Annotated in this window: 12 protein-coding genes; 8 read left to right on the top strand and 4 right to left on the bottom strand. The window is 40.1% G+C overall.

The window, feature by feature from the left end:
• Nucleotides 1-44 precede the first annotated feature (44 nt).
• Nucleotides 45-905 carry an aldo/keto reductase gene (locus IV80_RS02865; protein WP_057749237.1) on the top strand — a complete coding sequence of 287 codons (861 nt, stop codon included), beginning with the start codon at nucleotides 45-47 and terminating at the stop codon, nucleotides 903-905.
• A 62-nt stretch (nucleotides 906-967) separates the two neighbouring features.
• Here IV80_RS02865 and nrdI read toward each other — a convergent pair whose 3' ends face one another.
• Nucleotides 968-1,441 carry a class Ib ribonucleoside-diphosphate reductase assembly flavoprotein NrdI gene (gene nrdI, locus IV80_RS02860; protein WP_057749234.1) on the bottom strand — a complete coding sequence of 158 codons (474 nt, stop codon included), beginning with the start codon at nucleotides 1,439-1,441 and terminating at the stop codon, nucleotides 968-970.
• Nucleotides 1,442-1,606: 165 nt separating this feature from the next.
• Here nrdI and IV80_RS02855 point away from each other — a divergent pair, with 165 nt between their 5' ends.
• Nucleotides 1,607-2,419 carry an HAD family hydrolase gene (locus IV80_RS02855; RefSeq protein ID WP_057749231.1) on the top strand — a complete coding sequence of 271 codons (813 nt, stop codon included), beginning with the start codon at nucleotides 1,607-1,609 and terminating at the stop codon, nucleotides 2,417-2,419.
• Between the two features lie 848 nt (nucleotides 2,420-3,267).
• Here the strand turns inward: IV80_RS02855 and IV80_RS02840 are convergent.
• Complete coding sequence (locus tag IV80_RS02840; RefSeq protein ID WP_057749223.1) at nucleotides 3,268-4,653, bottom strand: hemolysin family protein; 1,386 nt, start codon at nucleotides 4,651-4,653, stop codon at nucleotides 3,268-3,270.
• A 250-nt stretch (nucleotides 4,654-4,903) separates the two neighbouring features.
• Here IV80_RS02840 and IV80_RS02835 point away from each other — a divergent pair, with 250 nt between their 5' ends.
• The 4 genes from IV80_RS02835 to IV80_RS02820 all read left to right on the top strand — a co-directional run bounded on the left by IV80_RS02835 (nucleotide 4,904) and on the right by IV80_RS02820 (nucleotide 9,836).
• Nucleotides 4,904-7,639, top strand: a complete 2,736-nt coding sequence (locus tag IV80_RS02835) for an HAD-IC family P-type ATPase (protein ID WP_057749219.1) — start codon at nucleotides 4,904-4,906, stop codon at nucleotides 7,637-7,639.
• 74 nt (nucleotides 7,640-7,713) lie between these two features.
• Entirely contained in the window at nucleotides 7,714-8,094 is a 381-nt protein-coding gene (locus IV80_RS02830) for a hypothetical protein (RefSeq protein ID WP_057749217.1), read from the top strand.
• A 223-nt stretch (nucleotides 8,095-8,317) separates the two neighbouring features.
• Nucleotides 8,318-8,746: an Hsp20/alpha crystallin family protein gene (locus IV80_RS02825; protein ID WP_057749214.1), complete on the top strand. Its 429-nt coding sequence runs from the start codon at nucleotides 8,318-8,320 to the stop codon at nucleotides 8,744-8,746.
• Nucleotides 8,747-8,891: 145 nt separating this feature from the next.
• Nucleotides 8,892-9,836, top strand: a complete 945-nt coding sequence (locus IV80_RS02820) for an aldo/keto reductase (protein ID WP_057749211.1) — start codon at nucleotides 8,892-8,894, stop codon at nucleotides 9,834-9,836.
• 639 nt (nucleotides 9,837-10,475) lie between these two features.
• Here IV80_RS02820 and IV80_RS02815 read toward each other — a convergent pair.
• Nucleotides 10,476-11,039, bottom strand: coding sequence for a DUF5067 domain-containing protein (locus IV80_RS02815; protein ID WP_057749207.1), 564 nt, complete (start codon nucleotides 11,037-11,039; stop codon nucleotides 10,476-10,478).
• Between the two features lie 8 nt (nucleotides 11,040-11,047).
• On the bottom strand, nucleotides 11,048-11,383 hold the full coding sequence (locus IV80_RS02810; protein ID WP_057749204.1) for a hypothetical protein: 336 nt from the start codon (nucleotides 11,381-11,383) through the stop codon (nucleotides 11,048-11,050).
• A 150-nt stretch (nucleotides 11,384-11,533) separates the two neighbouring features.
• On the opposite strand from IV80_RS02810, the gene IV80_RS02805 reads away from it, so the two are divergent.
• Both IV80_RS02805 and IV80_RS02800 read left to right on the top strand, forming a co-directional pair.
• Nucleotides 11,534-12,064, top strand: a complete 531-nt coding sequence (locus IV80_RS02805; protein WP_057749201.1) for a DUF1836 domain-containing protein — start codon at nucleotides 11,534-11,536, stop codon at nucleotides 12,062-12,064.
• A gap of 450 nt (nucleotides 12,065-12,514) precedes the next feature.
• Entirely contained in the window at nucleotides 12,515-13,915 is a 1,401-nt protein-coding gene (locus IV80_RS02800) for an aldehyde dehydrogenase family protein (protein WP_057749197.1), read from the top strand.
• Nucleotides 13,916-14,145 lie beyond the last annotated feature (230 nt).

Below are 14,145 nucleotides of genomic sequence, written 5' to 3'. Positions count from 1 at the left end.
TTTTGACTTATAATAGAAACAACTACTTGATTGGAGGATTTATTTTGGCAAATTTAACAAAATTAACAGATACTTACGAATTAAACAACGGTACCAAGATTCCGATCGTTGGTTTTGGAACTTGGCAAACACCAGATGGTGAAGTTGCTGAAAAATCCGTGGAAGAGGCTATTGAAGCTGGATACCGTCATATTGATACTGCATTTGCTTATCAAAACGAAAAGAGTGTTGGTAAAGGGATCAAAGATAGTGGTGTGGCACGTGATCAGTTGTGGGTAACTTCTAAGCTAACTGGCAAAGACCATGGCTATGAAAACACGAAAAAGGCCATTGACACTTCTTTGAGTAACTTGGGATTAGACTATTTAGATCTTTTCTTGATTCACTGGCCAAATCCAGTTGCTTTCCGCGATTCTTGGCAAGAAGCAAATGCCGGAACTTGGCGAGCAATGGAAGAAGCTCAAAAAGCTGGTAAGTTACGTGCAATTGGGGTTTCTAATTTCCGTCCAAAGCATTTAGATGCTTTATTAAAAGATGCCACAGTGACACCTCAGGTAAACCAAATCTTCTTGAATCCAAGTGACTTACAACCCGAAGTTGTGAAGTATAATGAAGCACATCATATTTTATCGGAAGCATACAGTCCACTAGGAACTGGTAAAATTTTTGGTGTTTCCGAATTAAAGGACTTGAGTGATAAGTATCATAAAACAGTGGCACAAGTCGTTTTGCGCTGGTCCTTACAGCATGGCTTTTTACCATTACCAAAATCTGTCCATCAGGATCGCATTGTTGAAAATACAAAGTTGTTTGACTTTGAAATTAGCGATGCAGATATGAAGACTATTGATGGCTTGCGCGGTGTGGCAGGCTTAGCAACAGACCCAGATACCATCACTTGGTAGATTATTAGTAAATAAAAATGACGTCAGGAAATCTGGCGTCATTTTTTATATGGACATTAAATTTATTTGGAAACGGCTTGGTCAACATTATTTTTCTTCAATGTTTCATATATCCGTGCACAATCGGCAGTTGTACCACGTAACTCATAGTTATCAAGGTACTCAAAGCCGTAGTCACGAGCATAACGTTTGGCTGTGAGACAATACTGAAGTCCAAAGTTACGGTTACCACTACCAATAACTCCCAAACAAAGCTTACGGTTGTCTTTGTATGCGATGTATTCGCCTAAAACGTTAGTCATGAGTTCTTTAACACCATTGTCAATGCCATTACCACCATCTAAGTAAGTGGGAACAAAGGCAAAGTATGGGTCGGTTTCACTCTCAAAATCTGTTTCTTCAGAAATCTCTTTTAGAGAAATGAGGGGATTGGTGGTATCTTTAGCGTGCTGTGCTTCAGCATAATCCTGCAAATCTTGGGTAAATGAACGGGTGTTACCGGCAATGGAAATAAATAAAATGTGAATGATCGACATGGTGGAACCCCCTTAAAATATTACTATTTTTATTGTACGGCAATAATGTTATTTTAACACGTAAGTTTTTATGAAAATATATTTTTTGAAAGTTGTGAAAACGGTTTATCAAAGTAGTAAACTAAGAGTATCAGAAATAAATGAAGAAGAATTGAGGTCGTTATTTTGGAACCCTATATTGTATTTATGGATATTGATGGGACACTAATTTCACATAACCAAAATGTCTCAAAAATGACGAAAAAAGTGATTGAACAGCTGCAGCAGAAGGGCTTTATCTTCTATATTGCGACTGGGCGGATGCTTTCGTTGGCGCAAGTGATTCAAAAGCGCATTAATCCAGAAGTGGAAATTATTGCTTCTAATGGTTCGGTTTATCAAAAGGGACATCATCTGCACGTTGACCATTTAGGGTGGAAGGCGATCAGTACAGTATATGATGTGACAAAAGAGCTCGGATTATCAACCAATTTTTTTAGTACGGATCGGACTTTTTATACGCGAAAACGGCCTTGGGATTTGAGTCGGTTGGCACGAATGCGAGTGATGCAAGATGGGGCTGGTAAATTTGAGGATGTGCACGACCGGGATCATTTGAATGAAGTGAGTGAACAAATTATTAATGGCATTGTGATTGCGCAGGGACAGTTGGATAAGTTGGCGGTTGCGCGGCAGCGGTTGATAGATGCGGATGTGTTGAATGTGTCGTCGTCGAGTCCAGATAATATTGAGCTGATTGCTAAGCGAGTGGATAAGGCGAGTGCGGTGAGGGCCATTACGCATCAGTACCGAATTCCGTTGGATCATACGATTGCGTTTGGAAATGATAAAAATGATTTGGGAATGTTGAAGGCTGCTGGAACAGGTGTGGCGATGGGAAATAGTAGTGATGAGATAAAGGCGCAGGCTGATGTGGTGACGGAAGCAAGTGAGGATGATGGGTTGCCAAAGTATTTGAGTAGGAGGTTCTTGGAGTAGTGCGCGAGGCAAAGTGGTAAAAGGCGGAAAATAAGCACAACGGATGCGGGATCGCAATCCCGTGGGAGTTGTGTTTATTTTCCGCCTTTTGCTTTGCCGAGCGGTCCTAAGGCTCAGCGGAAAAAAACAGGGAAAAGTGATGGAGGCGGGATCGTGATCCCGCGGGAGTTGTGCTTAATTTCCGCCTTTTGCTTTGCCGAGCGGTCCTAAAAAAGAAGTGAACGGAGCAAATCGGTTAGTAAGCGGCATTTAAGCGTGGCGGAGGCGGGATGGCGATCCCGCATGGAGCCATGCTTAAATGCCGCTTGCTGATTTGCGGAGTTGTCCTGAGGAAAGTGAACAGATACAGGTAGTTTCAGGTGTGGCCGGAGGCGGGATGGCAATCCCGCATGGAGCCATGCTTAAATGCCGCTTGCTGATTTGCGGAGTTGTCCTGAGGAAAGTGAACAAACACAGGGAGTTTCAGGTGTGGCCGGATGCGGAATGGCGATCCCGCATGGAGCCACGTTTAAATGCCGCTTACTGATTTGCGGAGTTCTCCTGAGGAAAGTGAACAAACACAGGGAGTTTTAGGTGTGGCGGAGGCGGGATGGCAATCCCGCATGGAGCCATGCTTAAATGCCGCTTACTGATTTGCGGAGTTGTCCTGAAAAAAGTGAACAAACACAGGGAGTTTCAGGTGCGGCCGGAGGCGGAATGGCGATCCCGCATGGAGCCACGCTTAAATGCCGCTTACTGCTTTGCAGAATTGTCAAAAAAAGCGCGAAACAGAAAAGAATTCTCCTGTTTCGCGCTTTTATTTTTACTTAATAAGTTATTCAAAACTTTACTTATCTCAATTGTTTAAGCTAGTCATCTGCATTTAGACGTTCGGCTTCTTTGTGTTGCTGTAACTTTTTGAATTCATCCTCTGGAACTTTTGTCACATGGAACCAATCAATATGTGCGTTTTCGTTATCTAAAACTTCAAAATTATAACGATCAATTCGAACTTTATCGTGAACCTGAATATTCGGATGATGATCGATCACAAAACCGCCTAGCGTAACCACGTCTTCGCCTTCGAAACCAGGCACGTCAATACCAAAGTAACGTTCAAAGTCGTACATAGTTGTTTTGCCACTTACATGATAGCTACCATCTTTTTCCTTGTGGATATAGTCACCAGAGACATCGTCGACTTCATCTTTAATGGTTCCAAAAACTTCCTCGTAGATATCTTTATCCGTGATAATACCACTTGTACCACCGTATTCATCAACAACAACTGAAATTGGTGTTTGCTTTTGAAGCATTTTTTGCAAGACATCTTGGACGGGCACAGTTTCGGGAACGGTAATGATGTTACGTAACAAACGACTTACCTTAATGCTGCCATCTACGCGACTTTGTCGCATAAGATCATAGTTATAAACATATCCCAGAATTTTGTCCTTATTATTGTTAGCGACAACTGGAAAACGGCTAAATCGTTTTTGTAAGTAAAGTCGGAGGGCATCGTCTACTGTGGCTGTGACATCCAGCACAACAAGTTGCGTACGATCAATCATAATGTCTTTAGCAACCTTGTCATTAAAATCAAAGGCACGTTGCATATAAACATAGTCATTTTGATCTAGCTCACCACCAGTTACGGCATTTTTGGAGAGGCTAAGAATTTCGGCCTGAGAAAAAACTTCGTTACTTTCATCAGCCGGCTGCATACCCATGAGTTTAACAATGCCATTTGCTGACACATTTAATAACCAAACGAACGGATAAAAAGCCGTATGGAACCAATGCAAAGGGGTAACGACAGCCATCAAAACCTTAAGTGGAATATCAATACTGATATTCTTTGGCACGATTTCAGTGATGACAACTTCTAAGTATGTTAAGAGGAGAACACCCACGACGGCTCCAATTGCGTGCAATGAAGCCTGATTAATCAGATGAGCAAACCCAAAAAAGCGAATAATAAAGTATTCTACAAATGATTCACCAATCCAACCTAAGATGATACCACAAACCGATGTCCCGACCTGTGTCGTAGAAAGGTATTCATTTAAATTTGAAACCATATGGATAGCTCGGTTGATTTTTTTGAGCCGTCCGCCAACTGCTGTTTCTCTTGCTTCCTCAAGCGCACTTAGCCGACTTTCAACAAGTGCAAATTCGGCAGCAACGAAAAAATATGCCAGGATGAAGGTAATCAAAATGATAATACTATCGCTGATTATCTGACCACTGTCCAAGGAACATTCCCCATTTCTTTTGTAATTACATTATCTCTATATTATAGCGCGTCTTTACAGAAAAATCTTTGGGAAATGGTCGTGGATATTATTTATTTTGCTATAAGTTAAACAAATGTGTGAAATAATTATGAATAATTCTAGATTTCTTATTGAACGGATAAGTTATTCTTTGACATTAAACAGTGGATTAGGTATGCTATTCTTACCAGAAGTAAACATTTTTTATATATAGGAGGAATTTTAAATTATGACAAAAAGTTCTGCTTCGGATAGTAATGACTACGGCGGGGAACTTAAGCACGGCAAACCACCCCATCCGTACACACAATCGATGAACCAACTGTTAGATCAAGATCATATTAAACTTGATCAGGGGCTTTCAAGTGAGGAGGCAACGAGACGACTCAAACAAAATGGGCCCAATGCGTTGGTTCAAAAGAAGCAAAGCAAGCTGAAACGATTTTTTAAACAGTTTAATAACAGCATTATCTATATTCTTTTAGTAGCAGCAATTGCCACATTCTTTTTAAGAGAATATTCAGATTCCATTGTGATTGGACTGGTTGTGATTATTAATGCGCTGATTGGTTATTTTCAAGAAAGTAAAGCCTCAGAGGCAATTGAAAAAATCAAACAAATGCTGCAAGTTTCAGCAACAGTTGTTCGTGATGGGAACCGAGAAGATATTGCCGCAGAAGATTTGGTCGTAGGTGACCTTGTCTTCCTTGAAGCAGGTGATAATGTTCCGGCAGATTTACGAATTTTAACTGCTGATAATTTAAAGATTCAAGAATCTTCTTTAACAGGAGAAACAGATTCTGTTTTAAAAAACGATGAAATATTAACAGACCCCAAAACACCTTTAGCCGACCGTTTGAATATGGCGTATGCATCAACAGCCGTCACTAATGGAAGTGGATTAGGGATGGTCACTGCAATCGGTGCGGATACCGAAATTGGAAAAATTAATGCCAGCATGGAAAAGGTGCAGTCCAAAACAACACCACTGATGCGCGAAATTAATGACTTAGGAAAGTATTTGTCTTACGCCATTGTCGCGGTTGCTGTGTTGTTGACAATTTTTGGCTTGATTACACAAGTCTATTCACTTTCCGTTTTAATGATTGCTGTCATCACAATGGTTGTCGGTTCCATTCCAGAAGGATTGCCCGCTAGTACATCAGTCGTTTTAGCAATGGGTGTCAAAAAAATGACCAAGGCAAATGCCATTGTAAAAACGTTGCCCGCCGTTGAAACGCTGGGCGCTGTGGATGTTATTAATACGGACAAGACTGGTACGTTAACTAAAAACGAAATGACCATTGATACCATCATTACCACGCAAGGGCGTTATGCCGTGAGTGGTACGGGCTATCAACCGGTTGGTGCGATTACTAAGGATGGTCAACCCGTGACACCTGGTCAGGATGAAGATTTGGATCGTTTGTTGGTCACAGGACATGAAGCAAACGATACCCGCTTGATCGAAACGGATGATAAATGGGAAATCAATGGGGAACCTACCGATGGCGCTTTTTTGACCCTCTATCATAAAGTGTTTAAGAAAAATGAGCCAGATTTAATTGAATTAGATAAAATTCCGTTTGATTCGGATTATCGCTATATTGCTAAGCTGGATGAAGATCCAGATGGGCAACGTGTCATTTTAGTAAAAGGTTCTCCTGACAAGGTATTTGCAATGGCAGAAAAAGCTGATCCTGACTTTGATACACAGGCATGGACACAAAAAGTTTCTGAATTGGCGCAAAATGGGGAACGAGTTGTGGCACTTGGGTATCAAAAAGTGGAACGTGAAGTTCACACGCTGACCCATGAAGTTGTGTTAGCAGGTGTGCATTTTCTTGGAGTGGCTGGAATTATTGATCCACCGCGCGAAGAAACTATGGTGGCATTAAAAGAAATGCGGGATGCTGGCGTCAAAGTTAAGATGATTACAGGAGATCACCCGGAAACAGCGGCGGCCATTGCTAAGAAATTAGGGTTAGATGAAAACATTTCTGCCATTACTGGTGCTGAAATTGATGAAATGTCAGATGACAAGTTAAAAGATGTCATTCAAAACTACAACGTTTTTGCACGGACCACACCGATGAACAAGCTACGTATTGTCGAGGCTTATCAAGCAAACGGGTTAGTTACTGCGATGACCGGTGATGGTGTCAATGATGCGCCAGCTTTGAAGAAAGCTGACATTGGCATCGCAATGGGAATTAAGGGAACTGACGTAGCCAAAGAAGCAGCCGACATGGTTTTAGCGGATGATAATTTTGCTACTTTAACCACTGCGATTAAGGAAGGCCGTCACGTTTATGACAATATCAAAAAGACAATTCGATTCTTGCTACCTACCAGTTTTGCAGAAGGTCTTATTGTTCTAATCTCGATTCTGCTGCAACAAGACCTCCCATTAGTTCCGACCCAATTGCTCTGGATTAACATGGTCTCGGCAATCACGATTCAATTTGCTTTTCTATTTGAACCAGCCGAAGAGGGAATTATGAAGCGTATGCCACGAAAGAGTAATCAGGCGTTTTTAAATAAAAAAGATGTATGGCAAATTGTCTATGTGTCTATTTTAATTGCTGGATTAGGTATTGGGGCTTTCAAATGGCTCACACTTCAAGGAATCAGCCCAGTAGTTGCAAGTACAGTGACCTTAAACGTAATTGTGGTGGGCAAGATTTTCTATCTGTTCAACATTCGTACGCCTAAACCAGCGCTTTCAAGAGACATCTTCCGTAACCCAATGGCTTTTGTCATTATTGCGGTATTGTTAGTCTTACAGGCTGGTATTACGTATTTGCCGTTCATGCAAACGATTTTCAGTACAGCTAGTCTAGCTTGGAATTTATGGTTGATTCCAGTTGTGGCAGGGATTGTTGTGTTGATTGTGACTGAATTAGATAAACTTTGGGGGATTCATCGTCAGAAAAAGATGATTGCCACTTGGAATCGAAAATAAAGCGTTTTCTCTTAACGATTTTAAAAAGTAGTGCTAGGATGAGGTCGTAAATTATAATAAAGGAGATCTCAAAAATGGCAAAGGATGCAGTAAAAGTAGAAACGGATCAAGAAAAAATTGCCAAAATTGATTACGATAAGGAAGATGTCAAAGAGGCTGCGGATATCATTGAGGAAAAGGGCTTTATTACCCGAAATGATTTTCCTGATATGAAGGATCGTTTGTGGAGTCAGGGCTTTTATGAAAAAATTGAAGCTGAATTTCATTCTCGTGAAAGTGAAGATCCTTACATTTTCTTTGAACGTTTCGATTTTATTGGCGGTGCCATTGAATCAATCATCTTTGACATGGACCAAGTTACGACTAGAGAAAAAGCGTTGCATATTTTAGGAAATGCCTTGGATTTGAAGGTTCAAGACAAACCAAATGAAACCCATAAGATTATCACATATTAAAGAAGAACCACTAGGCCATATGACTTAGTGGTTTTTTGCTTCTAAGGTAGATTTGCTACTAACCTGGATGAGGTTTTTACAGCTGAAACGAAAGTGAAATTAGCACTCTTGTTAGTGGAGTGCTAATTTCTTGCATTCAATTCTAGATGGTCCTACTATATAAGTGTACCGAGGAAATGAGGTATGTACCTTATAAAATTTATATAAAAAGGAGTCTTGAATTATGGCTAACGAGTTAAGAAATAGGGATTTTGATGATTTTGAACCATTTGATTTCTTTGATAATTTTGGAAAGAATTTCTTCAAATCAATGACTCAAAGTAGCTCGATGAAGACGGACATCCGGGAAAATGATAAAAATTATGAAGTTTCAGCAGAATTACCTGGGTTTAAGAAGGAAAATATCCGCCTGAACTATGATAATGATACTTTGACAGTTGAAGGAAAGCATAACGTTGATAGGGCGCAAAAGGACGAAAAGGGTAATTTAATTCGTCAAGAGCGTAGTTACAGTAATGTTTCACGTCAGTTTTATTTACCAAATGTTGATCGGGATAAAATCAGTGCTTCATACGATGGTGGTGTTTTGAAGATTACTTTGCCAAAGAGTGAAGAGAAGCTTGAAAATAATACGCAAATTCCAATTAACTAATTGATTTAAAGCTGTGATTTTTGAAATCACGGCTTTTTTAGTGTTAATTAATGTAACCGATCACAAATTAATTCTAATTTGAATTGATCGGTGTTAAGGTAATAAGTGAGTAGTTTTAAATATTATAAATCTAGGAGTGATACGTTTGAAACAAATTACAATTGGTGGCAAAAAAGTGTCTAATGTGGCACTCGGAATTATGCGAATGAACGTCCTTGATACAAATTCTGCAACTAAAGTGATTGAAACGGCTGTTGATAATGGTGTCAATTTTATTGATACTGCCGATATTTATGGTGGCGGAAAATCAGATTTAGTTTTTCGAGATGCCTTAGCAAATTCATCTGTTAGCCGCGATGATTTATGGCTACAATCTAAGGTGGGCATTCGTAATGGAAATGATGATGGGTCAGGCAAGCCTTACGGTAACCGCTATGACTTTTCAAAACAACACATTATTGATGCGGTAAATCATGAACTGGAAAGTTTGAATGTGGATTATTTGGATTCCGTCTTGTTGCACAGACCAGATGCGCTGATGGAACCAGACCAGGTTGCAGAAGCATTTGATGAATTGCAGACTGCTGGCAAGGTACGTCATTTTGGGGTTTCGAACTTTAATCCGATGCAGTTTGAGATGTTGCAGCGTGCAGTTTCTCAGAAATTGATGTTCAACCAGTTGCAGTTTGGAATTATGCATACAAATATGATTGATTTTGGGATGCATACGAATATGCAAGATGATCGGGGAACGGATCATGATGGTCAGTTCTTGGAGTATTCACGGATTCATGATATTGTGATTCAGGCGTGGTCACCATATCAATGGGGAAATTTTGATGGTCCATTTATTGATAATCCGAAGTTCCCTGAGTTGAATAAGAAGATGCAGGAATTGGCGGATCAGTATGGTGTGACGAAGAATGCGATTGCCACGGCATGGATTTTGCGTCATCCGGCGAAGTTCCAGCTGTTGGTGGGTTCGATGAATCCGCAGCATATTAAGGAATCGTTGGCCGGAAGTGATGTGGAGATGACGGGCCAGGAATGGTACGACATTTACTATGCGGCAGGAAATGATATGCCATAAAAGAGTAGTGGGCTAAGAATAGCGATAGAAAGCACAACCTAAGTTTGACGGATGCGGGATCGTAATCCCGCGGGAGTCAGGCTTAGGTTGTGCTTTCTGCTATTCTTAGCCGTCCTAAAACTTAGCGAAAAAAAGCAGGGGAACGAGTTTGACGGATGCGGGATCGTAATCCCGCGGGAGTCAGGCTTAGGTTGTGCTTTCTGCTATTCTTAGCCGTCCTAAAGCTTAGCAAAAAAAAGCAGGAGAGCGGGTCTCGGATGCGGGATCGTAATCCCGCGGGAGTCAGGCTTAGGTTGTGCTTTCTGCTATTCTTAGCCGTCCTAAAACTTAGCAAAAAAAAGCAAGGGAACGAGTTTGACGGATGCGGGATCGTAATCCCGCGGGAGTCAAGCTTAGGTTGTGCTTTCTGCTATTCTTAGCCGTCCTAAAGTTTAGTGGAAAAAAGCAGGGGAACGAGTCTGACGGAAACTTATAAGAACGAAAAAGAGGCCGGGAAAAATCTCCCAGTCTCTTGCTGTCTCTAAACTATAATAGGCAAAAATAGGCAAAATCGAGAAAAAAGCTGGTTTCTTCGCTTAGTTACGAAGTCACAAGCATCTTTTTCAGTATGATATTTTTGTCAAAATGATTAGTTGGAACTTAGTTTGTGGCGTAATGTCTTGTGCCCACAAGTTGATGGTGCGTGTCGTAAAATTTGAGGGTGACGGGACTGCCATTCTTAGCCAATTGCCAAGAAGCTTCCACTTGAATCGTGTGTCCAGGCTTAACTTCACTTACCGAAGCGTTTTCAAGTTTGTCATCTGGTGTGGTTGTGGTTGAAAATGGTAAGGATCCTTGCTCAAGGTTTTTAACCCGACCGTTTATATTTTGAGTAGCTTTAATATAGCGATACCAATCATCGGATGGCACTAATTGTGTTTTGCCAGTGTTACGAAACGTGTATTTCAAAATCAGGACTTGTTTATTTTTGGTTGCTGATGCACTGACATGATTTTCGGTAAGCACAAATGTGCCTTGTTTCGTTTGAAAGGTCTGTCCCTTTAGTGAAGCGGTCTTCGGAACTCTTTTTTTAGATGATTGTGATTTAGCAGAACTTGTCGTTTTATCCTTGACTGATTTTGTGGGTTGTTTTGAACAAGCACCCAATCCAATGACTAACAAGCAAGTCAATGAGAGCAAAATGACTTTTTTGAATGTTTTCAAAATTGAACTTACTCCTTTGATTGTTCGTTAAGTTCGCTGATGCTCATCGTCATTGTTTTGGGCTTGTCTTTAACCACAATGATAGTTCCCTTGCCGAGAAAATGTTTTTGACCGTCATATGAAATATCATATTCCTTAGCGACTGCCCCAGAATTTTGTAATCCCATCACATAAATGGTGTCTTCAGTGTAATCATCGCTAAAAACAAAAGCAATTACAGGAGAAACCACAAGTTTGTCAGCCTTCATCTGCTTTAAAGTATCCCAAAGGCCTTCAATAACAGGTTGGGGAAGAAGCTCTTTCACTTCGTCGGTTACACGTCTTTTTTTGGTAAATTCAAACAAAATAAGCGCCTCAATTCATAAGTATTTTTTTAAGAATAGCACATTTAGGCCCTATCCGTCATGAAAACAAACTTTGAAAGGACAATCTAGTTCTAAAAACTAGATTACAATGATATAATAACGGTAACATCTATGGATGAGGTGAAATAAATGAGTGAACTAGAGTCGTACAATCATTGGTTAAAGACAGTTAGAGAAGTTAAGTTGCCACACTGGGATGAATTACCTAACTTTGATCTTTACATGGATCAGGTGGTGGCATTATTGACAGGTTACACAGGTCCTCTTGGTATGGATCCCGTCACACCAACAATGATTAATAATTATGTGAAGCAAAAGGCAGTTGTAGCGCCAACTAAAAAGAAATATCAGGTGATGCAGGTGGCTGATATTTTGTTGATTACGTTGCTCAAACAATCGTTTCCGATTAATGTGATTCGGTCAGGCATTGATCGCATTACTGCCACAGACTATCCAAAGCAAGCGTATGATCGATTTATTGATATTGTGAACCAAAAGATTGCTAGAATCGGGATGGAACACACGACAACACTTGCCAAAAACATCTCAGAGCAATTAATGCAGGTAACCTCAAATATGATTGTGGATCAAGTTCAGACGGGAGAACTAATCCGTTTATTACAAAGATCAGCTAAGCATAAGCCCACTGAATTAAAGTAAAAAGTTAAAAAATAAGCATGTTAGCCGCAAGAACTTGGGTAGCATGCTTTTTTTGATTTTCTAAGATGAAACTTATGAAATTCCGGGATAAACAGATGCGGCTTATGAAAAGGCGAGTACCACAAAATTCTGTGGCAAGCAGAATTAATTGGACCGTTCCAGTTATGAATTAGAAAGGTTTTAAAAAGAGAGCCGTTCAGCCAATTAGAAAAAAGTTTGTGAAGAAAGCGATTACTTTTTGTGTTTTATTTCACAAAGTGTTTATTTGAAAGCCACTGAACAGATTGATGATTTTCACAAGCACAAAGCACCTTGAATGCTTGATAAACAATGATTCCTATCAATTATAGATTATGTAAGCAAATGCCATTTACAAACAATTATCAGAAAGATACAATGATAATTGTGAAGCGAATAACATACTCATTCTGAGAGGAAGAATATAATAATATGATAAAAGATTTGGATAACAAGAAAGAAATTGATGAAACACAAGTTATGGTCAACGATCTTGTTAAAAAGGCTCATATTGCTTTAGATCGTCTCAGCGTCATGAATCAGGAACAAATCGACAAGATTGTGCATGCGATGGCAAAAGCTGGCTATCACGCACGTCAAAAGCTTGCAAAAATGGCAGTTGATGAAACTGGCCGTGGTGTTTATGAGGATAAGGTTATCAAAAACCAATTCGCAACTAAAGATATCTACAATTCAATCAAAAATGATCGCACTGTGGGTGTGATCAGTAATGATCGTGAAAAAGGCATTATGAAAATTGCTGAACCAATTGGTGTTATTGCCAGTGCGACACCGGTTACCAACCCAAGTTCCACAGTTTTCCACAATGCTTTGTTAGCAATTAAAACGCGTAACCCAATCGTGTTCGCATTTCACCCCTTTGCCCAAAAGACGTGTGTGGAAACAGGTAGAATTATTGCTGAAGCAGCTGTTAAAGCAGGTGCCCCTGAAAATTGTGTGCAGTGGATTACAAAGCCTAGCATGGCTGCCACAACAGAATTAATGAACCATGATGGTATTGCCACAGTAGTTGCAACTGGTGGTGCGGGAATGGTTAAGTCAGCATATTCAACTGGTAAACCTGCTTTGGGAGTAGGTCCTGGTAATGTGCCGGTTTATGTTGAAAAAACGGCTAACCTCAAACAAACTTTAGATGATATTGTTTTGTCCAAGTCATTTGATAATGGGATGATTTGTGCTTCTGAATCCAATATGATTGTCGATGCTGAAGTTTACGATGACGTCAAAAATGGCTTAAAAGCACGGGGGGCCTACTTTGTAAAAGCAGCCGATATGGAGAACTTTGAGTCTGTTGTCATGAACCGAGAAAAAGAATCTGTTAATCCTAAGGTAGCTGGTCAATCGGCTTACTCGATTGCTCAGTGGTCTGGCATTGAAGATTGTCCAAAGGATGCTAAATTCTTGGTTGCTGAAATGGCCGGTCTTGGTGGTGATTACATTTTGTCTCATGAAAAGTTATCACCCGTACTAACTATGGTTAAAGCTACTAGTCAGGATGAGGCTATGCATTTAATGAAGCGTGGCTTAAACTTAGGTGGTTTAGGACATACAGTTGGGCTGCATACTGAAGATGATGATTTTATTACCCGGTTTGCTTTGGAAATGGATGCTTGCCGTATTTTAATTAATACCCCAACTTCACAAGGTGCTATCGGCTATAAGTTCAATAACATTACACCTTCTTTGACACTTGGTTGTGGTTCATGGGGGAAGAACTCCATTTCACATAATTTATCTGATTGGGATTTACTCAATGTAAAGACGGTCGCAAAGCGTCTGCCAAGATTACGACATGAAAGTTTGGAATTTTAAGTTAAATACAACAAACGTCTAGATAACAGACAAAGTTATCTGGGCGTTTTTTCGTTTAGTCACAGGTGGTGATTGAGGGCAAATCGGTTTGAAACGGGCCACTGAAATTAAATTGAAATTAATTAACAGTATTACTGAATTGCCCGTGAATCAACGTTTTGAGAAACGTAGTTAAATAGAGAACGCTTTCTGTTATAATCAAATGAGAAGCATAGTAAGATTAAGTCAAA

Source organism: Pediococcus cellicola, assembly GCF_001438655.1.
Lineage (GTDB): Bacteria > Bacillota > Bacilli > Lactobacillales > Lactobacillaceae > Pediococcus > Pediococcus cellicola.
This window is presented reverse-complemented; position numbering and strand designations above follow the sequence as displayed.